The 23155-nt window shown below is 72.5% G+C and carries 20 protein-coding genes; 17 read left to right on the forward strand and 3 right to left on the reverse strand.

Annotation, left to right across the window (positions count from 1 at the left end):
* The first annotated feature begins 33 nt into the window (after positions 1 to 33).
* Entirely contained in the window at positions 34 to 1011 is a 978-nt protein-coding gene (gene metF, locus AYO52_RS04400) for a methylenetetrahydrofolate reductase [NAD(P)H] (protein ID WP_067713745.1), read from the forward strand.
* A 27-nt stretch (positions 1012 to 1038) separates the two neighbouring features.
* Here the strand turns inward: metF and AYO52_RS04405 are convergent, their stop codons facing one another.
* Genes AYO52_RS04405 through AYO52_RS04415 form a run of 3 tightly spaced genes read right to left on the reverse strand, consistent with a single transcriptional unit; the run spans position 1039 to position 3934 of the window.
* Positions 1039 to 1767 carry a DUF3153 domain-containing protein gene (locus AYO52_RS04405; RefSeq protein ID WP_067713748.1) on the reverse strand — a complete coding sequence of 243 codons (729 nt, stop codon included), beginning with the start codon at positions 1765 to 1767 and terminating at the stop codon, positions 1039 to 1041.
* Positions 1764 to 3350, reverse strand: a complete 1587-nt coding sequence (locus tag AYO52_RS04410; RefSeq protein ID WP_067713751.1) for an NAD(P)/FAD-dependent oxidoreductase — start codon at positions 3348 to 3350, stop codon at positions 1764 to 1766. Before AYO52_RS04410 ends, AYO52_RS04405 begins: the two co-directional genes overlap by 4 nt.
* Positions 3347 to 3934 (reverse strand): N-acetyltransferase, encoded by a 588-nt coding sequence (locus AYO52_RS04415; RefSeq protein WP_067713875.1) that lies wholly within the window; start codon positions 3932 to 3934, stop codon positions 3347 to 3349. The genes AYO52_RS04410 and AYO52_RS04415 overlap by 4 nt, the downstream gene beginning before the upstream one ends.
* Before the next feature lie 92 nt (positions 3935 to 4026).
* Between AYO52_RS04415 and AYO52_RS04420 the strand changes: the two genes are divergently transcribed.
* The 16 genes from AYO52_RS04420 to pgeF all read left to right on the forward strand — a co-directional run bounded on the left by AYO52_RS04420 (position 4027) and on the right by pgeF (position 23139).
* Positions 4027 to 4431 (forward strand): SAV_6107 family HEPN domain-containing protein, encoded by a 405-nt coding sequence (locus tag AYO52_RS04420; RefSeq protein WP_067713753.1) that lies wholly within the window; start codon positions 4027 to 4029, stop codon positions 4429 to 4431.
* A 178-nt stretch (positions 4432 to 4609) separates the two neighbouring features.
* Positions 4610 to 5026, forward strand: coding sequence for a DUF3040 domain-containing protein (locus AYO52_RS04425; protein ID WP_067713756.1), 417 nt, complete (start codon positions 4610 to 4612; stop codon positions 5024 to 5026).
* Between the two features lie 460 nt (positions 5027 to 5486).
* Positions 5487 to 5963, forward strand: a complete 477-nt coding sequence (mraZ, locus tag AYO52_RS04430) for a division/cell wall cluster transcriptional repressor MraZ (protein WP_067713759.1) — start codon at positions 5487 to 5489, stop codon at positions 5961 to 5963.
* A 170-nt stretch (positions 5964 to 6133) separates the two neighbouring features.
* Positions 6134 to 7156 (forward strand): 16S rRNA (cytosine(1402)-N(4))-methyltransferase RsmH, encoded by a 1023-nt coding sequence (rsmH, locus tag AYO52_RS04435; protein ID WP_067713761.1) that lies wholly within the window; start codon positions 6134 to 6136, stop codon positions 7154 to 7156.
* Entirely contained in the window at positions 7153 to 7956 is an 804-nt protein-coding gene (locus tag AYO52_RS04440; RefSeq protein WP_067713764.1) for a hypothetical protein, read from the forward strand. The genes rsmH and AYO52_RS04440 overlap by 4 nt, the downstream gene beginning before the upstream one ends.
* A gap of 29 nt (positions 7957 to 7985) precedes the next feature.
* Positions 7986 to 9884, forward strand: a complete 1899-nt coding sequence (locus AYO52_RS04445) for a penicillin-binding protein 2 (RefSeq protein ID WP_067713767.1) — start codon at positions 7986 to 7988, stop codon at positions 9882 to 9884.
* Between the two features lie 75 nt (positions 9885 to 9959).
* The gene (locus AYO52_RS04450; protein WP_067713770.1) at positions 9960 to 11519 is read left to right on the forward strand and encodes a UDP-N-acetylmuramoyl-L-alanyl-D-glutamate--2,6-diaminopimelate ligase; all 1560 of its coding nucleotides are present in this window, start codon (positions 9960 to 9962) and stop codon (positions 11517 to 11519) included.
* Positions 11516 to 13021 carry a UDP-N-acetylmuramoyl-tripeptide--D-alanyl-D-alanine ligase gene (murF, locus tag AYO52_RS04455; protein ID WP_067713773.1) on the forward strand — a complete coding sequence of 502 codons (1506 nt, stop codon included), beginning with the start codon at positions 11516 to 11518 and terminating at the stop codon, positions 13019 to 13021. Before AYO52_RS04450 ends, murF begins: the two co-directional genes overlap by 4 nt.
* Positions 13018 to 14112 (forward strand): phospho-N-acetylmuramoyl-pentapeptide-transferase, encoded by a 1095-nt coding sequence (gene mraY, locus AYO52_RS04460; protein WP_067713775.1) that lies wholly within the window; start codon positions 13018 to 13020, stop codon positions 14110 to 14112. Before murF ends, mraY begins: the two co-directional genes overlap by 4 nt.
* Positions 14113 to 14117: 5 nt before the next feature.
* Entirely contained in the window at positions 14118 to 15632 is a 1515-nt protein-coding gene (murD, locus tag AYO52_RS04465) for a UDP-N-acetylmuramoyl-L-alanine--D-glutamate ligase (RefSeq protein WP_082923779.1), read from the forward strand.
* Positions 15633 to 15636: 4 nt separating this feature from the next.
* Positions 15637 to 17367 carry a putative lipid II flippase FtsW gene (gene ftsW, locus AYO52_RS04470; protein ID WP_067713778.1) on the forward strand — a complete coding sequence of 577 codons (1731 nt, stop codon included), beginning with the start codon at positions 15637 to 15639 and terminating at the stop codon, positions 17365 to 17367.
* Complete coding sequence (murG, locus tag AYO52_RS04475; protein WP_067713781.1) at positions 17364 to 18506, forward strand: undecaprenyldiphospho-muramoylpentapeptide beta-N-acetylglucosaminyltransferase; 1143 nt, start codon at positions 17364 to 17366, stop codon at positions 18504 to 18506. The genes ftsW and murG overlap by 4 nt, the downstream gene beginning before the upstream one ends.
* Positions 18507 to 18598: 92 nt before the next feature.
* Complete coding sequence (gene murC, locus AYO52_RS04480; RefSeq protein WP_067713881.1) at positions 18599 to 20050, forward strand: UDP-N-acetylmuramate--L-alanine ligase; 1452 nt, start codon at positions 18599 to 18601, stop codon at positions 20048 to 20050.
* 13 nt (positions 20051 to 20063) lie between these two features.
* Entirely contained in the window at positions 20064 to 20990 is a 927-nt protein-coding gene (locus AYO52_RS04485; RefSeq protein ID WP_067713784.1) for a cell division protein FtsQ/DivIB, read from the forward strand.
* Positions 20991 to 21196: 206 nt separating this feature from the next.
* Positions 21197 to 22405 carry a cell division protein FtsZ gene (ftsZ, locus tag AYO52_RS04490; protein ID WP_067713786.1) on the forward strand — a complete coding sequence of 403 codons (1209 nt, stop codon included), beginning with the start codon at positions 21197 to 21199 and terminating at the stop codon, positions 22403 to 22405.
* An 11-nt stretch (positions 22406 to 22416) separates the two neighbouring features.
* Complete coding sequence (pgeF, locus tag AYO52_RS04495) at positions 22417 to 23139, forward strand: peptidoglycan editing factor PgeF (protein WP_067713789.1); 723 nt, start codon at positions 22417 to 22419, stop codon at positions 23137 to 23139.
* The last annotated feature ends 16 nt before the right edge of the window (positions 23140 to 23155 follow it).

Raw genomic sequence — 23155 nt, forward strand, 5'->3', positions numbered from 1 at the left:
CGGACGTGGCGCGCGTCGGGCTACCCTGGTCGGGTGACCCAGCTACCCGACTCCGACCCGACGGACGGCGGCCGGCACCCGAGCATCGTGGAGCGGATCGCGACGTCGACCACCCCGAGGGTTCCGTTCTCCGTCGAGTTCTACCCGCCGCGCGACGAGGCCGCCGAGGACCGACTCTGGCGCGCCGCCACCGTGTTCTCCGACCTCGGGGCGGCGTTCGTCTCGGTCACCTACGGGGCCGGCGGATCCACGCGGGACCGGACGGTCCGGGTCGTCGAGCGGCTCGTCCGCGAGACCGATCTGCTGCCGATAGCGCACCTGACGGCGGTGGACCACACGGTGGCCGAACTCACCGACATGATCCGCATGTACGGCGAGGTCGGGGTGTCCAACATCCTCGCCCTGCGCGGGGACCCGCCCGGGGACCCGCTGGGCGAGTGGACGGCTCACCCCGAGGGGCTGCACTACGCCGAGGAACTCGTCCGTCTGATCCACGAGGTGGGGGACTTCCACGTCGGGGTGGCGTCCTTCCCCGAGGGGCACTACCGGGCCCGGGACCTCGAGCACGACTCCGAGATCCTGGTGAACAAGCTCCGGGCCGGCGCCGAGTACTCGATCACCCAGATGTTCTGGGACGTGGAGCACTACCTGCGCCTGCGGGACCGCGCCGTCGCCGCCGACCCGGAGCAGGGCGCCAAGCCCATCATCCCCGGACTCATGCCGGTCACGAGTCTGCGGCAGGTCCAGCGGATGGTCGAGCTCTCGGGCTGCGCCCTGCCCGACGACCTGGCCGAGCGGCTCCGGACCGCGGCCGGGGACGGGCCCGAGGAGAACCGGGCGGCGGTCCGTGAGGTCGGGATCGATCTCACCACCCGCATGTGCGAGCGACTGATCGCCGAGGGTGTCCCGTGCCTGCACTTCAACACCCTGAACTTCTCCAAGGCCACCCACGAGGTCCTCACCAACCTGTCGATGGCCCCCGCCCCCGGGGTGGCGGCCGGCAGGATCTGATCCGCCCCGGTGGGGGTGCGGCTCGGGTCAGCGCACCAGCCGGTCGGCACGGGCCCTGGACGTCCGGGCGGCCAGGATCGTCCCGATGGACACCAGCAGGGCGGTGCCGATCCCGACGATCATCCACACCGCGAACCCGCGTGCGGCCGGGTCGGGATACGACGACGAGGCCTGCATCCGCGTGATGGACCCCGGCGCGGGGGACCAGCTGACGGAGTTGCCGGCCCCAATGGTGCCGTTGGTCTCCTTGATGCGGTTGGGGAAGGTCAGATCGACCCGGGTGGTCGCCGTCTCGGCGCGGTCGGCGGGCAGCAGGGACAGGTCCACCGATCCGCTGAACGAGACCGTGTCGCCACTGCGTCGAAAGCCCAGGCTGTACGGCCGTGCGCCCTCGATATCGATCGCGAGGGTGAGCGTGTCGACCTCCGCAAACGTCAGCTGGGTGAAGTAGATCTCGCGGCCGGTGAAGCCGTCCGCCGAGTAGGGGGTGATGCGGACCTTCTGCTCGAGCCCGGACGGCGTGGTGATCCGGTCGAGCGCGGCCGCCTGCGCGGGCTGGTCCCCCGCCACGAGGATCCGGCCGGAGACGGTGTCGTCCTTGCGGACGCTCATCTGGGCGTTCAGCTGGAGGCACCCGGACAGGAGCACCAGCAGGGTGGTCAGGGCCGTGAGACCAGCCAGTCGCCGGGGCAGTCGGGAGCGGCCACTGCTCGTGGGGGCGTTCGCTGTCGGATGGGGCGGGGTCACGGCGGTCATTGTGCCCGTGATCCCCGCCGTCGCCGCGCCGACCTGCCGAGTCGGCGGGTCACGAGCCGCGCCACCGTCCTGCCGCTGGTCCCGATCACACCGCCACCGGGGTGGGTCGAGGCCCCCGCCAGGAACACGCCGTCGGCCCCGGGCACGGCGTGACCGCGCAGATCGGGGTGGGGACGCATCGGCAGCATCTGGTCGAGGGACATCTCCACGTGCATGACGTTTCCGCCGATCAGGCCGAGTTCGGTCTCCAGGTCCTCGGGGGTCTGGACGTGACGGTGGACGATCGAGTCGGCCAGCCCCGGCGCGAAGCGGTCCGCGACCGCGATGATCCGGTCCGCCTCCGCGGCGCCCTCATCCGACCAGCCACGGCCGTCGGCCAGGTGGCGCGGGTGCCACTGCGACCACAGCGTCAACTCGTGGCGACCCTCCGGAGCCAGCGAGGGGTCGAGCGCGCTGAAGCTCATCGCCAGGACGGCGGGATCGGCGTCGAGGCCGCCCGCGGCGGCGACGCCGTAGCGGCGGTCGAGGTCCCGTCGGTCGGTGACGAGCAGTTGCAGGCCGTGGGCGCTGGTGCTCGTGGGCACGCCGGGATAGGTGGGCAGCGAGTCGGTACCGAGCCTGACGGCCATCCCCAGTCCGAAACCGGGCCTGATCCGCCGCCGCCACCCGTCCAGCGTCGAAGCCGGGAGTTCGCCGGCGAGGAGGTCCAGGGTCGTGTGGACGTGGCAGGCGGCGACCACGGCCGAGCAGTACAGGGATCGCCCGCCCTCCGTGTCGACGCGCCATCCCGAACCGGAGCGCCTGATCGAGGTGGCGCCGGCACCGGCGGTGACCGTCCCCCCGTGCGCCCGGACGGAGGCCGTGAGGGCCTCCGCGAGCGCGCCCGAACCGCCGATCGCGCGTCCCGGCGGGATCCGGTGCATCAGGGCGGCGAACCCGATCATGGGGGCTGTGGCGGGGTGGGACATCGGCGGCCCCGACTGCGCACCGAACCACGACAGTGCCGCCTTGAGGCGCTCCGAGGTGAACATCGCATCCAGCAGCGCGTCACCGGAGGACAGGAAAGTCTGGACCGCGCCGAACGGATCGCGCAGGTCGTCGGCCCCGAGGAACGCCGAACCGAGACCCGGGGCGGTGGGGCGGACCGCGAACCCCTTCATCATCCGTCCCGCCAGGACGTCCCACCGGCGGACGAACTCCCGGTACGCGACGGCGTCGGCCTCACCGCAGGCCACCGCGATGCTGGCGCACGTGGCGTCGAGGTCACGGTGGAAGACGATCGGTGGCGCGTCGGATCCCGGAGGGGCGGGCGCGAAGCCCCACGGGTCGCAGTCCACGTAGCGCAGTCCGTGGGCCTCCAGCCCGAGCTCTTCCGGGATCCCGGTGTGGCGGATCATCAGATGTGCCGAGGACCCACGGTCGGTGCGGTGGCCCGGGTACCGTTCGACCGTCGACGTGGCGCCGCCGATCACCGTGTCCCGTTCGACCACGTGCACGTCGAGCCCGGCGCGGGCGACGTAGGCGGCGCACACCAGTCCGTTGTGCCCGGAGCCGATCACCACCACGTCATGCCGGGGGGTCACGTTCGGTCTCCGATCTCGGCGAGCGGTAGCGACCGGGCCAGGACGGCGAACGGTCTCGCGTCCCCCTGGAACCGATACGAACGCAGCACATCGGTGAACCCCAACGACCGGTACAGGCGCCAGGCCGCGTTGTCCTCGCCGTCGACCTCCGGGGTCGACAGCAGCACCGTACTCTCCGGCCGGTCGGCCAGGAAGGTCCGCACGAGGGTCGCGCCGATTCCGCGCCCCTGCAGTCCCGGTGAGACGTGCAGCTCGGTCAGTTCCACGTAGTCGGGCGGGAGCTCACGGTCCCGGTCCCGCAGTCCCCGGGAGACCTGGTCGTACCACCACTGCCCGGGAGCGCCGTGGTAGCCGTAGCAGATGGCGACGAGCTGCCCCCTGGTCTGACCGAGCAGCCGTCGGCGCGGGGCCTCGAACGCGGCCACACCGGACCAGCCGTCCCGGTAGCTGTGCTCCATCCACGCCGCGGCCCGGGAGCGGACCACCTGCGGCGGATAGCCCATGGCGTCGACGTAGACCCCCAGAGCCTCGGGCAGTCGGTCTCGGAAGTCGGCTGCGTCGAGCCGGGTGATCACGGTGTCCATCGACCCCATTTGATCACGGGCGCGGATACGGGGCGTCCGGTTGTGTCGTACCCCGGCGATACCGTGCGCGCAGAAGGGGAGGTGCAGGGGAGATGGACACCAGGAACAGGATGCGGACGGCCGGCGGGGGAGCGGTGGGAACCCTCGGACGGGCGAGTCGTGCGGAGCTGCACCGCGGGCGCGCGATCGCCGCCGCTGCTCCCTCCGAGCGGTTCCTCGAGTCGTACCGCGCCGCGAGGTACGCGGCCGGGGCCCTGCTGGCCCCCGGGCCGCGGCGACGCGGTCCCGCGGACGTGTGGCACCGGCTCGCGGCGGAGGTGCCGGAGCTGGAGCGGTGGGCGACCGCCTTCAGTGGGTACTCCGCTCTGGCGGCGGCGGTCGAGGACGGGCTCCCGCGTACCGTCTCGGACCGGATGGCGGACGATTTCCTGTGGGCGGTGGGACGGTTTCTCGATCTGGTGGACGAGCGGTTGGGGGTCCTCGGCCCCGCCGCCTGAGGGGCCGGGCGGTGAGACGGGGGAATCCTCAGGTCTCAGAGGGGAATCCCGGTGGTACCCGCCGCGTTGCCCTCGTATGATGGGGGGAACCCTGACCGGCTGATCCCCCATCCACGGTTGGTGCGAACCGACCGAGCCGGCCGCGCTCGTTCGTCACGAGCATCTGAAGGAGGTCGAAGTGCCCCTGTCCGAGCACGAGCAGCGCATGCTCAAGGAAATCGAGAGCGCGCTCTACGCCGACGACCCGAAGTTCGCGTCGTCTGTCCGAAAGACCGGTGCGACCGGTGCTCGTCGTCCGGCGGGCCTGGTGGTCGCGCTGGCGATCCTCGGTGTGGCGCTTCTGATCGGCGGGCTCGCCCTCGACTTCAAGCCAGGCGGCTTCCCGGTACTGAGTCTCGTCGGGTTCCTGGTCATGTTCGCGGCGGGTGTCCTCGCGCTGCGGTCCACGCCGTCGCACGGCGTCGCCGGCGCCAAGGGCACCGGCGGCCCCCGGGTCCCCGGCACCGGGCGGACATCGGCCAAGCCCGCCGACGGGCGGAACTACTCCTCCCGCATGGAGGACCGCTTCCGCCGACGGTTCGACCAGGAGCCCTGACCGGCCCGTCCCACGGCCTTTCGACGAAGGGGTGAGCGCACACGCGCTCACCCCTTCGTCCATTTGTCTGACGCTCTCGGGCCGGCAGCCCGGAGCCCGTCGCGACCCGGAACGTCCGACCCGGCCGAGATGCCGGCGCTCCGTCCTTCCTCCCCACCACGTCCCACCCGTGCTCCCCACCACGCCCCACCCCTCCGCCCCACATCTCCCCACAGGGGCCGGCTCGGCTGCCACGAGAGCCGTCTCGAGTCACATGAGTCCCAAGAGAACCGCGGAAGTGGGCGCTCTCCGGGCCGTTGATCCGGTGTCGGGACGGCGACTGCAGGGCGTCTACGGCCACTGAACTGCGGTGATGTGAGACAGTGGGGCGAAGTGGGGCGCAGGCCTTGTTTGTGGGGCGTTGTGGGGTAGAGTGGGGCACGCAAGGAGCTCGATGGGCCTGGACCCCAGGAGGTGGCGGGTGACCGACACCGATCTCGTCGACTCCGGACGTGAACGAGCCTTCGTCGGGTACGGGACACACCGTCCCAAGCTCGATGACAAGGGGCGGCTGACGATCCCCGCCAGATTCAGGCCAGGCCTGGCGGACGGGGTGGTGGTGTGTGGGTGGTTCACCAACACGCTCTCGGTCTTCCCTGAGGACGAGTTCGACGCGCTGGTCAGAAAGGTCCGGCCGACCGCCAACCTCAGCGAGAGGCACATGGCGTTCTTCCGGCTCCTGGTGAGCGGCGCGGAAGTCCAACAACTGGACTCGCAGGGACGGATCTCCATCCCGGCGAGTCAGCGGAACTACGCGGGTCTGGACAAGGACTGCGTCGTCAACGGCCTCGGGGAGCGTCTCGAGGTCTGGGACGCCGAGGCGTGGGACCGCTACAGCGAGGAGAACCTACCCGTGTTCTCCGAGATGGAGGGCACCTCGCTCGGGATCGAATTCTGATCCGGGGAGAGGACGGACACGAGCAAGCGAGAGCACGACGGACGGAGCCCCCCGGCCCCTGCCCGGCACCACCCTGACGTACTTCCCCAACGCCAGGTGGGTACCGGACGGGGACCAGGGGGCTCCACCACAACCGGAGCACCGACGACTTCCGGACGCGAGGAGGCGAGATGGCAGACGAGTCCGACGCCGACCGCGACGCCACGCGCTCCGGGCACATACCCGTCTTCCTCGAGCGGACGATCGAGCTCTTCCGGCCCGTCGTCGAGGCGGCCGAGCAGGACGGTCGCGTCCCCGTCATCGTGGACGGGACCCTCGGGCTCGGGGGGCATTCCTCCCACCTGCTGGCCGAGTTCGGTGAGTTGCGCATCCTCGGTGTCGACCGCGACCCCGAGGCCCTCGAGATGGCGACCCGTCGACTCACGGCCTACCGCGACCGGTTCACGCCGGTTCACGCCCGCTTCGACGATTTCGACCGCGTCGTGGCGGCCCTGCCCGGGGAGTCCCGGGACGAGGCGGGCCCCGCGATCGACGGGATCCTGCTCGACTTCGGTGTCTCCTCCATGCAGCTCGATGTGGCCGAGCGAGGGTTCGCGTATTCGGTCGACTCCCCGCTCGACATGAGGATGGACCCCACCACCGGCCCCACCGCGGCCGACATCCTGGCCGACTACCCGCGTGACGACCTCGCCCGCGTCCTGCGCGTCTACGGCGAGGAGCGATTCGCGCGACAGATCGCCGCGGCGATCGTCCGCCGCCGGGACACCGACCCCGTCGTGACCAGCTCCCAACTCGTCGAGCTGCTCTACGACACCATCCCGCAGGGTGCCCGCCGGACCGGCGGACACCCGGGCAAACGCGTGTTCCAGGCCCTGCGCATCGAGGTCAACGCCGAGCTGGAGGCCGTGGAGAACGCGGTGCCCGGATACCTGGACCTGCTCCGCCTCGGCGGCCGTGCGGTGTTCATGTCCTACCACTCCCTCGAGGACAAGATCGTCAAGCGCGAGCTGGCCACGCGCACCGCATCGCGGACGCCGGCGGGCCTGCCCGTGGAGCTCCCCGGCCACGGCCCCGAGTTCGAGGCGGTCACCAGGGGAGCGGAGAAGGCCTCACAGGAGGAGATCGACCACAACCCGCGCTCGGCCTCGGTGCGCGTGCGATGTGTCCGGCGTATCGACGGGAGAACCCCATGACGAGCACGATCGACACGCCCGGCACCGCCGGTGGGCTCGACACCCGCCCGGCGACGACACCGGGTGTCGGCGCGCCCGCACCCGCGGGACGACCCGTCGGCCTCCGACGCAAGCCCGTCACCCGCTCGGTGCGCGGCCGCCGGACCGTGGTCGTCCCGGCGGAACGTCTGAGTCCCGCCGAGCTCGCCGCGAGGGTTCCCTTCGTCGTCGTCCTCCTCCTGCTCATCGGCGCGGGGGTGGGCGGCACCCTCCTGCTGTCCGCGCAGACCACCCAGGACACCTACGACCTCAAGAACGCCCGCGACGCCAACGTGGAGTTGGTGGAACGGATGGAGGCCCTGCAGGCGTCCAACGAACGCGCCCGGTCCGCCGAGGTGCTGGCGCAGCGCGCTGAGAAGCTCGGCATGGTCGGAGTCGCCAGCGCACCCATCCTGACCAGGGGATCGGACGGCGTGCTCGAGATCGTCGGCGAGCCCGAGGCGAAACTCGGCGCGCCGATCAAGCCGCTGCAGCCCGCTCCGGTAGCGTCCGGACCGTCGAGGTCGTCCGACCGGGACGGATTCGACGCACCGCCCGCGCAGGCGCCCCAGGACCGCACGCCCCGCGGGGTCGCCCCCGTTCCCTACCCGCCCCTCGCAGCCCCTCCGTCCCCGGTCGCCCCACCGCCCGCCATGGCCGAGTCCGCCCCGCCGGCTCCCGCCCCACAGGCGGACCCCGCGCCCGACCTCGTCCCGCCGGCTCCGGCACCGCCCGGTGAGGACGCCGCGACCCTCGCCCCGGTGCCCGGACAGCTCTTCTAGACACCCGAACCCCGAAAGGCCCGCTGGAGATGACCGAACGACGCAGCCCGGGAACGGGCGCCCGGGTCCCCTCGGGCGCCCCGCGCGGCACCGCGCCGGGAGCCGGACGGCCACCGAACCGGTTCGGCAGGGTCCTCACCGCCTCGGCGACCGAGCGACGCTTCACCTTCATGCGCTCCGCCTTCGCGATGATCATGGTCATCGCGCTGGTCAAGCTCTTCTGGGTGCAGACCCTCGGGGGAACGGAGCTCGCGGCCCGCGCCGAGAGCCAACGCCAGGTCCACGAGGTCCTGCCCGCCACGCGGGGAGCGATCGTCGACCTCAACGGCGACCCCATCGCGTTCACCCGCGAGGCCCGCGACCTGTCGATCCAGCCGCTGGTCGAACAGCGCAACGCCGAGGCGCGACGGGAACTCGACAGCACCAAGCCCACCTGGGACGAACTGGTCGAGGAGATCGCCGACGAGTTCGAGACCGTGCTCGGTGACGCCGTCGACCGCGACGAGATCGAGGCCAAACTCACCTCGGAGGGCGGCTTCACCTACCTCGTCCGCAACGTCGACGTCACGCTGGCCAACGCCATCACCCGCGAGTACCCCATGATCGGGGCCGAGCGCGTCGACATCCGTGAGTACCCGGGGGGCGCGCTCGCCGCGAACGTCGTCGGTGCGACGACGAAGAGCGACGAGGGCAAGTTGATCGGACTCCAGGGCATCGAGGCGCACTTCAACGACGAACTGGACGGGGAGGACGGACGGCAGACGTTCGACCGGGCCCAGGACAACACCGTCATCCCGGGCACCCTGCGCAACGTGACCGAGCCGCGCGACGGCGACACCATCCGCCTCACCCTGGACGCGGACCTGCAGTGGCACGTGCAGAAGGCCATCCAGACCGCCAAGGACACCTCCGGAGCCGAGACCGCGTCCGCCGTCGTGCTCGACGCGCGCACCGGTGAGGTCCGCGCGATGGCCAACGACAACACGTTCAACCCGGCCGTCGGGGTCGGTGCCGAGCTCGAGCGGGGGGCGGACCTGGGCAACCCGGCGATCACCTCGCCGTTCGAACCGGGCTCCGTGCAGAAGATCATCACCGCCGCCGCCGCGATCGAGGCGGGGCTGACCGATCCGAACGAGGTCCACTCCGTGGACGGCAGCATCCGGATGGAAGGTGTCACCGTCTCGGACGCGTGGCAGCACGGCCCCACCCCGTACACCACCACCGGCATCTTCGGGAAGTCCTCCAACGTCGGCACACTCATGCTCGCCCAGCGGGTGGGCAAGGAGCCGTTCTCCGAGTACCTCGACAAGTTCGGCCTCGGCCAGCGCTCGGGGATCGAACTCGCCGGGGAGTCCGAGGGTCTGGTGCCCGACCTGCAGAACTGGCAGGGCGGCACCTTCGCCAACCTGCCCATCGGGCAGGGCCTGTCCATGACCACCCTGCAGATGGCGGGCATTTACCAGACCATCGCCAACGACGGTGTCCGCGTGCCGCCGCGGATCGTCGCCGAGCGCGTCGGCCCCGACGGCGAGCGCACCGAGACCGAGCGTCCCGAAGGTGAGCGGGTCATCAGCACCGAGACCGCCCGCACGGTGCGGGACATGTTCCGCTCGGTCGTGCAGTCCGGGGGCACCGGCCCGCAGGCCGCGGTCGCCGGCTACCAGATCAGTGGCAAGACCGGCACCGCGCAGCAGATCGACCCCGGGTGCTCCTGCTACTCCAACTCGCGCTACTGGATCACCTTCTCCGGCATCCTGCCCGCCGACGACCCACGGTATGTGATCGCGATCATGCTCGACGCCCCCTCGCGCGGCGTGCTCGGGGCCTCCGCGGCCCCGCTCTTCCACGACATCGCATCGTGGCTGGTCAATCGCGACAACATCCCGCCGTCCGCCCCCGCGCCGGAACTGGTCCTGCAGGCGCGGTGATCAGCGCCCGGCAGGGTAGCGTGTAGCGGGTTCACGGGAGGGTAGCGAGCAAGGAAGGCGGGGCGAGGACAGGCGATGACGACAGCGCGAGAGCTGGCAGACGCGGTGCGGGCCACCCTTCTCGGCGACAGGACCCGGGGTGGTGACGACCTCGTGGGTGCAACGATCCGCGCACAGGACTGCGGCCCCGGGATCCTCTTCGCGGCACTGCCCGGCACGCGGGTCCACGGCGCCTCGTTCGGTGCCACCGCGATCGAGGCGGGCGCCGACGCCGTGCTCACCGACCCCGAGGGGCTCGAGATGATGGCCGCCGTGGCCGACCGGGTCCCCGTCCTGGTGCATCCGGACCCCCGATCCGTCCTCGGCGCGGTGTCCGCGGCGGTCGCGGGAGACCCCTCCGCCGCCCTCGACGTCGTGGGGATCACCGGGACGTCCGGCAAGACGACCACCTCCTACCTCGTCGAGGCCGCGCTCGAGGGCGGCGGCCATGTGGCGGGCCTCATCGGCACCACCGGGAGCCGGGTCGACGGTCGGGCGCTGCCGAGTCGCCTCACGACCCCCGAGGCCCCCGAGTTCCAGGCCCTCCTGGCCCGGATGAGGGATGAGGGGGCCCGCGCGGTCGCGGCCGAGGTCTCCAGCCACGCCCTGCGGCTCGGGCGCGTGGACGGCACCAGGTTCGCCGTGGGTGCCTTCCTCAACCTGACCCAGGACCACCTGGATTTCCATCCGAGCATGGACGACTACTTCCGTGCCAAGTGCCGTCTGTTCGACGCCGAGGCCGACCCGGGGTCCGCGGTCCGCCCCGCCGAGCGGGCCGTCGTCGTGGTGGACGATGACTGGGGCCGGAGACTGCTCGGGATGCGGCCGGACGCGGTCACGGTCTCCGCCGAACCCGGGGCCGACGCGGACTGGACGGCGGGGGAGTCCGCGACCACCGAGCGCGGCACCCAGACCTTCACCGTGCACGGCCCCCGCGGGCTGACCGCCGACGTCGAACTTCCGCTGCTCGGCCGGTTCAACGTCGCCAACGCACTGGTGGCCCTGGCGGTCGTCGATGCCCTCGGTTCGGACGTGGCGGGCGCGGCGGCCGGTCTGGCCCGCGTCCGGGTCCCCGGACGGCTCGAGCCCGTCGAGCGGGGCCAGGACTTCCGGGTGCTCGTCGACTACGCCCACAAGCCCGGCGCGGTGGCGGCGGTGCTCCGGTCCGTCCGCGCGCAGACCGAGGGCCGCATCGCCGTGGTCCTCGGTGCCGGTGGCGACCGCGATCCGGGTAAACGCCCGCTCATGGGCGCCGCCGCCGCCGAGGTCGCCGACCTGGTCGTGGTCACCGACGACAACCCGCGCAGCGAGGACCCGGCCGAGATCCGCGCGGCGGTCCTCGCGGGCGCCGAGTCCGCCGCCGGTGACGACACCCTGATCGAGGAGGTCGGTGACCGGGGAGCGGCGATCGCCACGGCGATCGACTGGGCCCGCACCGGGGACGTCGTCGTGATCGCCGGCAAGGGCCACGAGACCGGTCAGGAGAGGAACGGGACCGTGTTCCCGTTCGACGACCGCACCAGAGCCGCCGAAGAACTCATCAGACGACTCGGATACGCCGCCCCCACGGGCGAGACGGAGGACAACGCACCATGATCGACCTCACCCTCGGCGAGATCGCCGGGATAGTCGGCGGTCGGTTGGTCGGTGGAGACCCCGCGTCGGCCGTCACCGGTTCCGTGGAGTTCGACTCCCGCCGGATCGGGGAGGGCGGGCTGTTCCTGGCGCTGCCCGGGGAGCGCGTCGACGGTCACGACTACGTCGCCCGTGCCCTCGACGCCGGGGCCGCCGCAGCGCTCGTCGCCCACGAGGTGGACGGGGCGGACGGTGCACAGATCGTCTTGCCCGCGGTCGACCGGAGGCAGACCAACGCCATGGCACTCGCCGCGGACACGGACGGCTCCGGCGCGTCGGTGCTCGCCGCGCTCGGCGCCCTCGCCCGCGCGAGTGTCGACCGGCTGGTCGCCGACCACGGACTGGTGGTGGTGGGGGTGACCGGCTCGTCCGGCAAGACCAGCACCAAGGACCTCATCGGCGCCGTGCTGTCCGCGGCCGGGACGGTCGTCGCGCCACCCGGATCGTTCAACAACGAGATCGGGCACCCCTGGACCGCACTGCGGGCCGACTCCGGCACCGACTTCCTCGTCCTGGAACTCAGTGCCCGGGCGCCCGGGAACATCCGCGAGTTGGCGGCCCTGGCACCGCCGCGGATCGGCGTCGTGCTCAACGTCGGCACCGCACACCTCGGCGAGTTCGGCTCGCGAGAGCTCATCGCCGCCACCAAGGGCGAACTCGTCGAGGCCCTCCCGGACGCCGCCCACGGCGGGGTGGCCGTCCTCAACGCCGACGACGAGCGGGTCCGGACCATGGCCGCACGCACCGCCGCCGAGGTGGTCTCCGTGGGGGTGGAGGGAGCCGCGGACGTCCGTGCGGAGCGGGTACGGCTCGACGACGAGGTACGCGCCTCCTTCCGTCTGGTCACCCCGCGGGGTGAGGCCGATGTGGCGCTCCGTGTGCACGGGGAGCACCAGGTGGGCAACGCCCTGTCGGCGGCCGCGGTGGGTCTCGCGTGCGGGATGTCGGTCGAGCAGGTGGCCGCGGCCCTGGGGACCGCGGAGGCCGCCTCCGTACGCCGGATGGACGTACGGATGACCGCCGACGGCGTCACCGTCATCAACGACTCGTACAACGCCAACCCCGATTCGATGCGGGCCGCGCTGAAGTCCCTGGCCGTCATGGCCCGCTCCGGCGGCGGCCACCGGCGGACCTGGGCGGTGCTGGGGGAGATGGCCGAACTCGGCGAGGACGCGGTCACCGAGCACGACCTGCTCGGGCGTTTCCTCGTCCGCCTGGACGTGTCCCAGCTCGTGGTCGTGGGCCTGGGCCGCCCCCAGCGTGCGCTGTTCCAGGGCGCGATCCAGGAGGGCTCGTGGGGTTCCGAGGCGGAGCACGTCGCCACCGCCGAGGAGGCCGTGGCGATCCTGGACGAGCGCGTGGAGCCGGGCGACATCGTCCTGGTTAAGGCCTCTGCTGCCGTCGGTTTGTGGAGCGTCGCCGAGCACCTGCTCGCGTCGCGTGGTGAGGAGAACCAGTCATGACCCAGATCATGATCGCAGGCATCGTCGCCTTCGTCGTGAGCATCTTCCTCACACCCCTGCTCATCATCTATTTCCGGCGCAAGGGCTACGGCCAGGAGATCCGTCTCGAGGGACCGCAGTCCCACATGAGCAAGCGCGGCACGCCCAACATGGGTGGCGTCGCGATCCTCACCGCCGTGTGGCTCGGATACATCGTCGCCGGGGTGATCGGACAGGTCACGGTGGGTGGGGGCGGGTTCACCGCCTCGGGCGTGCTCGTGCTCGGCCTGGCCACCGCGCTGGCGGTGGTGGGGATGGTCGACGACGGACTCAAGGTCTTCAAGCGCCACAACAAGGGCCTGGGCATCCTGTCCAAGACCGCCGGCCAGGTCCTCGCGGCCCTCGCGTTCGGCATCCTCGTGCTGCAGTTCCGCAACAACGACGGGCTCACCCCGGCCAGCACGTCATTGAGCTACGTGCGGGACTTCGTCGCGGTGAGCTTCCCCGTCGTCGTCTTCCTCGTCTTCATCGTCGTCCTCGTCTACGGCTGGTCCAACGCCGTCAACTTCACCGACGGCCTGGACGGCCTCGCCGCCGGGTCCATGGCGATGGTGATGGGCACCTACGTGGTGTTCACCTTCTGGCAGTTCCGCTACTCCTGCTTCTCCACCGCGGAGGGCGTCGACCTGTCCGGCTGCTACCAGGTCCGTGACCCCCTCGACATCGCGGTGGTCTGCTCGGCGGCGCTCGGCGCCTGCCTGGGCTTCCTGTGGTGGAACGCGGCCCCGGCCAAGATCTTCATGGGGGACACCGGGTCGATGTTCCTCGGCGGCATCGTCGCGGGCGTGTCCGTGGTCTCTCGCACCGAGCTGCTCATGGTGGTCGTGGGCGCGGTGTTCGTCATCGAGTTCGTCTCCGTGCTCATCCAGGTGGCCGCGTTCCGCACCACGGGCCGTCGGCCGTTCCGCATGACCCCCATCCACCACCACTTCGAGAACGGCGGCTGGGCCGAGACCACGGTGACCATCCGGTTCTGGCTGCTCGTCGCGATCTCCTGTGGTCTGGCGATCGCCCTGTTCTACGGCGACTGGCTCGCGAGCTCGACGGGATGACCGACATGACCGACACGACCCACACCGCAGGTACCGCCGGCACGGCGGTCGGCGCCGGTCCCGACGTGCGCGAGCTGACCGGCTCCCGCGTGCTGGTCCTGGGCGCGGGCGTGTCCGGCCCGGGCGCGGTCCGCATCCTCCACGCGCTGGGCGCCGAGCCGATCGTCGCCGACTCCCGTCCCGAGGCCATCTCACGACTCCGAGAGGCGCTGCCGGACGACATCGGATGTGCGGGCGTCGACCTCGACCGCGCGGCCGAGCTCCTCGACGGATCCGATGGTCCGGGCCGTGTCGACCTCGTCATCACGAGCCCCGGTTGGCGGCCGGACTCGCCGCTGCTGCTGGCCGCCGCCGACGCCGGGGTGCCGGTGTGGGGTGATGTCGAACTGGCCTGGCGCGCCGACGCCGCTGAACTGTTCGGGCCGCGACGCACCTGGCTCGCGGTGACCGGCACCAACGGCAAGACCACCACCACCTCGATGCTCGAGGCCATCTGCCTGGAGTCCGGGATGGCCGCGCGCGCCTGCGGGAACATCGGGCTGCCGGTGACGGACGTCCTGCTGGCCGAGCCCCGGGTCGACGTGCTGGCGGCCGAGCTGTCCAGCTTCCAGCTGCACTGGGCGCCGAGCTGCCGCCCGGACGTCGGGGTGGTGCTCAACGTCGCCGAGGACCACCTCGACTGGCACGGCTCCATGCAGGCCTACGCCGACGCCAAGGCCCGTGTCCTCACAGGCCGGGTGGCCGTGGCCGGCGCCGATGACGAGATCGCCGCGCGCCTGCTCGCCGCCGCGCCCGCCCCGACCGCGATCGGGGTGCGCCTCGGTGCGCCCGGTCCGTGGGAGTGCGGCGTGGTCGACGGCGTTCTCACCGCGCGGATCGGCGGTGGTGACGAGGACGACGACGAGGTGGCGCTGCTGCCCGCCGGGGACGTCCGCCCGGCCGGGCCCGCGGGCGTGCTCGACGCGCTCGCCGCCTCGGCCGTCGCCCTCTCCGTGGGCGCGCGACCCGAGCACGTGGCCGCGGCCCTGCGGGGCTTCACCGTGGGCGCCCATCGCGCGGAGCCGGTCGACACGATCGACGGGGTCGCCTACGTGGACGACTCGAAGGCCACCAACCCCCACGCCGCCCGGACCTCGCTGCTCGCGGGCGGGACGATGGTGTGGATCGCCGGGGGCCTGCTCAAGGGCGCCGACGTGGAGCCGCTGGTCGCCGAGGTCTCGGGCGTGCTGCGCGGCGTGGTCCTCATCGGCCGCGACCGTGGGCGGATCGCCGAGGCATTGGCCCGACACGCGCCGGCGGTGCCCGTCGTGGAGCTGGCCTCGGGAGACGATGACGATGCCGCGGGTCCCGACGAGCCGCAGCAGACGATGGACCGGGCGGTCGCCGAGGCCGCACGGATGGCCACCGGAGGCGACACCGTGTTGCTCGCCCCCGCGGCCGCGTCGATGGACATGTTCACCGACTACGGTCACCGCGGGCGCAGCTTCGTCCTCGCCGTGGGCCGCGTGGCCGGGAGGTAGGGCAATGGCAACCGACAAGGCAGCGCGCCAGAAGCCGGCGCGTGAGAAGCCGGCGCGTGAGAAGTCGGCGCGTGAAAAGTCACAGCACGAGCGCGCGGACACCGAGACGCGACCGGACCTGCTCGGGCGTATCGCCGCACCCCTGGCCGCCATCAATCGCGCGCCCTTGACCTCGTACCACGTGGTCATGGTGGTCACCGCCCTGCTCACCGTCATCGGATTGGGCATGGTGCTGTCCAGCTCCAACGTGCTCGCCTTCTCCGGCGGCGGCACGCCGTTCGACATCTTCCTGCGCCAGGCGCTCTTCGTCCTCATCGGCTGGGTCGGCTTCGTCACGGCGCTGCGCGTCCGCATCGAGCTGGTCCGGGCCGCGGCGTTCCCGCTGCTGCTGGTCGCGATCGGACTGCTCGTGGCCGTGCTGATCCCCGGGGTCGGGTCCGAGATCAACGGGTCGAAGGGCTGGATCGACCTGGGGCTGTTCTCGATCCAGCCCGCGGAGATCGCCAAGTTCGCCTTCATCCTCTGGGCGTGCTCGGTGGTCGCCAAGCGGATGCGAACGGGGTACTGGCTCGATCTGCTCTTCCCGGCCGTGGTCGGCTACCTCGTCGTGGCGGTCCTCGTCGTCGTCGCCCCCGACCTGGGCATGGCCACCGCGGTGACCATCGCCTTCCTGTGTGTGCTGTGGTTCTCCGGGTACCCCACCCGGCACTTCGTGTGGGTCATCGCGGTCGGCGTCGTGGTGTTCGGCGTACTCGCCGTGGCGTTCGCCTACCGCTTCGAGCGGATCCGGACCTACTTCGACACCTTCCGGGGCGATTTCTCCAACCCCCAGGGCGCGGCCTACCAGTCGTACCAGGGCATGCTCTCGCTGGCCGACGGCGGATTGTTCGGCGTCGGGCTGGGGCAGTCCAGCGCCAAGTGGTTCTACCTGCCCGAGGCCACCAACGACTTCATCTTCGCGATCATCGGCGAGGAACTGGGCTGGTTCGGGGCCGCGGTCGTGGTGTCGCTCTACCTCACCCTCGGGTGGGTCGGCATGCGCGTCGCGCTGCGGTCGGTCGACCCGTTCCGGCGCCTGCTCGCCGGCACCGTCACCGCGACGATCGTCATCCAGGCCTTCATCAACATCGGGTATGTGGTCGGCCTGCTGCCGGTGACGGGTCTGCAGCTGCCCCTGATCTCCAACGGCGGCACGTCGGCGGTCGTCACCCTGACCTCGCTCGGGCTGCTCGCCAACTGTGCCCGCCACGAGCCGGAGGCCATCTCCGCGATCCTCAGCTCCCCGTCGCGGCGCCGGCGCAGCTGGCTCGCGCTGCCCGACCCGCGGCCCTACACGCCCGAGCGGCCGGTCCCGGCCTCCGCCACGCCCGGACGGTCCAGCGCCGGCACCCGCCGGTTCGGGGACCCGGTGACCAGGCCGCAGCCGCCGCGGACCGGCGGTCCCGCCCCACGCGACAGGTCCGCGGGCGCCCGCCGTTCGGCCCAGCCCGCCCCCGTCCCGCGGCCGCCCCGGGGGACCCCGAGGCCGCCGGCGTACGAGACGATGCCCATCCCCGCCGAGGCCGCGCGGGACCGTCGTCGCGGCGCCACCGCGATGACCGGCCGCACCGCCCGGCCCGTGCGCGGACGGGAGGCCGAGCGTCGCCAGCCGCGTCGCCCGGCCCCTGACGCCGGCTCCCGACAGAGCCCCGGCGCGGGTCGCCCGAGCCCGATCCACCGGGGACGGGAGCGATGAGCGCCCCACGCTCCGGCGGGCCCTCGGTTCTGGTGGTCGGCGGCGGCACCGCCGGTCACATCGAGCCGGCGCTCGCCGTCGGCGAGGCCGTCACCGCCCTCGATCCCACCGCGCGGGTCACCGCGGTGGGCACGCCGCGCGGGCTCGAGACCGAGCTGGTCCCGCGCCGGGGCGTCCCACTCGAACTCGTGGACCCCGTCCCGCTGCCGCGCAGCATCGGCGGCGACCTGTTCCGACTGCCCACCCGACTGTTCCGGGCGGTACGGGGCGCGCGGGCCGTCCTGCGTCGCACCGAGGCGGACGTCGTCGTCGGGTTCGGCGGCTACGCGTGCGTGCCGGTCTACCTCGCGGCGGCGGCCCCCCTGGGCCGGACGGGCGCCGGCGGGCGACGTCGGATCCCGATCATCGTCCACGAGGCCAACTCCCGCGCCGGCATCGCCAACAAGCTCGGCGCCCGGTTCGCCGTCGCCACGCTGGCCGCCGTCACCGGCTCGGGCCTCGACGCCCGCGTCGTGGGCAATCCCGTCCGGCGTTCGGTGGCCACGCTCGACCGCGCGGCACTCCGCGCGGAGGCACGCGCCGCCTTCGGTCTCGACCCCGACGCCCCCACCCTGCTCGTGGTCGGCGGCTCGCAGGGCGCGCGCTCGCTCAACACCGCGATGGCGGGCGTCGCCGAGGAGTTCTCCCGCGCCGGCGTCGGCGTCCTCCACGCCGTGGGCCCCAAGAACGTCGCGGACGCCCCCCGGGTGCCCGCCGACGGCACCCCGTACGTGACCGTGCCCTACCTCGACCGGATGGACCTGGCCTACGCGGCCGCGGACCTCATCCTGTGTCGGTCCGGAGCCATCACCGTCGCCGAGGTCTCCGCCGTCGGACTGCCCGCGGTGTTCGTCCCGCTCCCGCACGGCAACGGTGAGCAGGCCCTCAACGCCCGCGACCTGGTCGCCGGCGGCGCCGCACTCCTCGTGGAGGACGGCGCACTGACCACCGACTACCTGCGGACCGAGGTCCTGCCGCTGCTGCTGGACCGCGGCCGCCTGGACTCGATGTCCGCCGCCGCAGTCAGCGGCGGCTCCCGAGACTCGGCGGAGGTCGTGGCGCGGATCGCGCTCGACGCCGCCGGAAAGGCCCCTCTTTGAACGACCAGACCCCGCCGACCCCGTCCGTCCCGCCGGCCCCGCCGACCACGGCGTCCGTCGATGACGTCCCCGCCACCCTCACCCGCGTCCACATGATCGGGATCGGCGGCGCCGGCATGTCCGGGGTGGCCCGGATCCTGCTCGATCACGGCGTCGCGGTCTCGGGCAGCGATGCCCGCGACTCGGCCGACCTGCGGGCCCTGGCCGATCGGGGCGCGATCGTGCGGGTGGGGCACAGTGCCGAGGCGCTCGGGGCCCACGGTGCACCGCCGGAGATCGTCGTGATCTCCAAGGCCGCGATCCCCGCCGACAACCCCGAGCTCGCGGCCGCGAGGGCCGCGGGGATTCCCGTCGTCACGCGGTCACAGGTGCTGGGACACCTGGCACGGTCGGGCCGCTCGATCATGGTCTGTGGCACGCACGGCAAGACCTCGACGACGTCGATGCTCATCGCCGGCATGCTCGCCGCCGGCTCGGACCCGTCCTTCGCGGTGGGCGGCACCGTGCTGCAGTTCGGGACCAACGCCCGCGGCGGCAGCGACCCGGTGTTCGTCGCCGAGGCCGACGAGTCCGACGGCTCGCTCGTCCACTACGACCCCGACGTGGTCATCCTCACCAACGCCGAGCCCGACCACCTCGACCACTTCGGCACCGCCGAGGCCTATTACGAGGTGTTCGACACCTTCCTCGCCCGTATCCCCGCCACCGGCGCGCTGGTGGTGTGCCTGGACGACGAGGGCGCCGCCGAGCGCGCCCGGCGGGCCGCGGCGGCGGGCGTCCGCGTGCTGGGGTACCGGACCTCCGACGGGCCGGTCTCCGATCTGCCGGTGTCGGGCGAACTCTCGGAGATCGTCGTCGACTCCGCCGGCACCCGCGCCGACCTCATGCTCGACGGCGTCCCCCACGGCGAACTGCACGTCGGGACCCCCGGCGAACACATGGCGCTCAACGCCCTCGCCGCCCTGCTCGCCGCGCGCGAGGTGACCGCCGCCGACGGGATCGCCGCCAGCGGCATCGGCGCCTCCGGGTTCGAGACCGACGGGTTCCTCGCCGGCCTGTCCGGGTTCGGGGGAGTGGGACGACGATTCGAACCCAAGGGGGAGGCCGTCGTCGGAGGCGGGCGCGCGCGTGTCTACGACGACTATGCGCACCACCCGACCGAGGTCGCGGCGGTCCTCGGCGCGGCGAGGGAGATCGTCGAGGCGGACGGCGGTCGACTGGTCGCCGTCTTCCAGCCGCACCTGTACTCGCGGACCCGCATCTTCGCCGAGGAGTTCGGCCGGGCGCTCTCGCTCGCCGACCGGGTCGTGGTGCTCGACGTCTACGGCGCCCGCGAGCAGCCCGAACCCGGCATCGACGGCGGTTCCGTCGCGCGGCACGTGACGGTCCCCGTGCAGCACGTGCCCGACCTGGACTCCGCGCTCGGGGCCGTGTTTGGGCTGCTCGAGGCCGATGACGTGGTGTTCACCCTCGGGGCGGGGGACATCACGACGCTCGGTCCGCGGATCGTCGCCGGCCGGGGTCCGTCGGGCCAGGGTTCGTGAGGAGGGCCGCGCGGTGACCGACGTACCCGGGGACCGTCCGGACGACGCACCCCTCGATGCACGTCCCGGCGAGCCGGACGACACGCCGGATGACGGGCCGGACCACCCGACCGCCGACGGGGGAGCGGGGGACCGGGCGTCCGAGGGCGGCCCGGAGGCCACGTCCACGGATGACCCGGACCGCCGGCTCGCCGCGGCCACCGTCCGCAGCTCCGACGAGCGGGTCCGGCACTCCGACCCGGCCGTCCGCGCGCGGCTGCGGCGGCGCCGCCGACGCACCAACCGCATCTACGCCGGACTCGGGGTGGCACTGGTGGTGCTGCTCCTCGGCTACATCGCCCTGTACTTCCTGCCGGTGTTCTCGGTCCGCGAGGTCGGCGTCGAGGGCACCCGGACGATCCCGTCCGAGGTGGTGACCGAGCGCGCCGCCGTGGTCCCCGGGACCCCGCTCCTCCAGGTGGACACGCACGCCGTCGCGCGGCGGGTGGCCGGACTCCCGCGGGTCGACCAGGTGACCGTCAAGCGCGACTATCCCTCGGGGCTGCGGATCGAGTTGATCGAGCGCACCGCCCTGGTGGTCGTGGAGGTCGACGGGACCCAGCACCTCGTGGACGCCCAAGGCATCGACTTCGGCCCCGGTGAGCCCCCGCCCGGCACGCCCCTGCTCACCGTCGGGGACGCGGCCGGCGCTGACCTGCCGTCGATCGTCCGCGATCTGGCGACCGTGTTCGCCGAGGTGCGCGGCACGGCGGGTCAGGAGATCGCCTCGGTCGAGGTGGAGACCCCCGCGTCCATCGTCCTCACACTCGCCGACGGGCGGATCGTGGAATGGGGCGCGGCGGGGCGGGATCACGAGAAGGCCGTCGCCCTGCAGATGGTGCTCGAGCAACCGGGCCAGATCTGGAACGTGTCGAACCCCGCCCTGCCGGCCTCGCGGTAGCCCGGTCGGGAGCCGGTGGACACGACACGCCCGCGAGCCTCGTGGACGCGCGGGGCTGCTGGACCTACCGTGTGTGCAGACGGCGGAAAAGGCCTCTGACCAGCAAGTTTAACCCTCAACTAGAGGGTGAGACTTTAGGCTCGCGGAACTTTCGTCGAGACAGCATGCAACCGAGCACGACACCCCCATAGGAAGGCCGGGCCTCGATGAGCTCACCGCACAACTACCTCGCAGTCATCAAGGTCGTCGGGATCGGCGGCGGCGGCGTCAACGCGGTCAACCGGATGATCGACGAGGGGCTCAAGGGCGTCGAGTTCATCGCCGTGAACACCGACGCACAGGCCCTCCTCATGTCGGACGCCGACGTCAAGCTGGACGTCGGCCGCGAGCTCACCCGCGGGCTGGGCGCCGGCGCGGACCCCGAGGTCGGTCGCAAGGCCGCCGAGGACCACAAGGACGAGATCGAGGAGGTCCTCAAGGGGGCCGACATGGTCTTCGTCACCGCCGGCGAGGGTGGCGGGACCGGCACCGGCGGCGCGCCCGTCGTGGCCGCGATCGCCCGCAAGCTCGGCGCCCTGACGGTCGGTGTGGTCACCCGCCCGTTCTCGTTCGAGGGCAAGCGTCGCGGAGGCCAGGCCGACACCGGCATCGACCAGCTCCGCGAGGCCTGCGACACGCTCATCGTGATCCCCAACGACCGCCTGCTCCAGCTCGGCGACGCGGGTGTGTCGATGATGGAGGCCTTCAAGACCGCGGACGAGGTCCTGCTCAACGGCGTCCAGGGCATCACCGACCTCATCACCACGCCCGGCGTGATCAACGTCGACTTCGCCGACGTCAAGGGCGTCATGTCCGGGGCGGGCAGCGCCCTCATGGGCATCGGCTCCTCCCGCGGGGAGGGACGCGCGTTCAAGGCCGCCGAGGCCGCCATCAACTCCCCGCTGCTCGAGACCACGATGGAGGGCGCCAAGGGCGTCCTCATGTCCATCGCCGGCGGCAGCGACCTGGGGCTGTTCGAGATCAACGAGGCCGCCACGCTCGTGCAGGAGGAGGCGCACCCGGACGCCAACATCATCTTCGGCACCGTCGTGGACGACTCGCTCGGCGACGAGGTCCGTGTGACCGTCATCGCCGCCGGGTTCGACGGCGGGTCCCGTCCGGTCACCGCGGGCGCGGGACAGTCGCGTCGCGGCCGCCACCACCTCGACGACGACGAGTCGGTCCCCGGCGCCTCCGGCGACACCGGCGGTGCCTCCGAACTCGGCTCGACCCCCCTCGACAGCCGCCGCCGCGAGGAGTCGGCCTACCCGGGTCCCGCCGCCTCGGCCGGCAACCCGGCTCCGGCGGGAGGGTCCTCCTCCCGCCGCCGCGACGAGGACGACGATATCGACGTGCCGCCGTTCATGCGGCACTGACGGTCCGATCCATGGCACCCGACGGCACGGGGCGCGTACGCCGGGTGGTCACCGACCGCCGCGGCGGCGCGTCGACCGGAGATTTCGACTCGTTCAACCTCGGTGACCACGTCGGGGACGCCCCGGCCGCGGTGGCCGCCAACCGGGCGCGGCTCGCCCGTCGACTCGGCCTGCCCGCGACCGACGTCGTGTGGATGGACCAGGTCCACGGCACCCGCATCGCCCGCGTCACCCGTCCGACGGGCGGCCCGGTCCCGGCCACCGACGGACTGGTGACCGACCGGCCGGGCCTGGCGCTGGCGGTACTCACCGCCGATTGCGTACCGGTCCTGGCCGCGGACTCCGAGGCCGGGGTGATCGGGGCCGTGCACGCGGGCCGGGTCGGCGCCGTCGGCGGGATCGTCCCGTCGCTCATCGGGGCCATGACCTCCCTGGGTGCCCGGCCCGAGCGCATCACCGTGCTCCTCGGACCCGCCGCGGCGGGGGAGCACTACGAGCTGCCCCCCGAGATGGTGGACGAGGTCGAGGCCGCCCTGCCCGGCAGCCGCGCCCGGACCGTCGCGGGGACCCCCGGGGTGGACCTCCGTCGGGGCCTCACGCGCCAACTCGCCGGGCTCGGCGTCACCCGCGTCGATTCCGACCCGCGCTGCACGATCGCCGAGGAGTCACTGTTCTCCTATCGTCGACAGGGGCGGACCGGGCGCCAGGCCAGCGTGATCTGGCGGCAGCGGTAGAGACCCGGGGCCGGCG

It is taken from the genome of Dietzia sp. 111N12-1, assembly GCF_001658045.1.
Classification (GTDB): domain Bacteria; phylum Actinomycetota; class Actinomycetes; order Mycobacteriales; family Mycobacteriaceae; genus Dietzia; species Dietzia kunjamensis.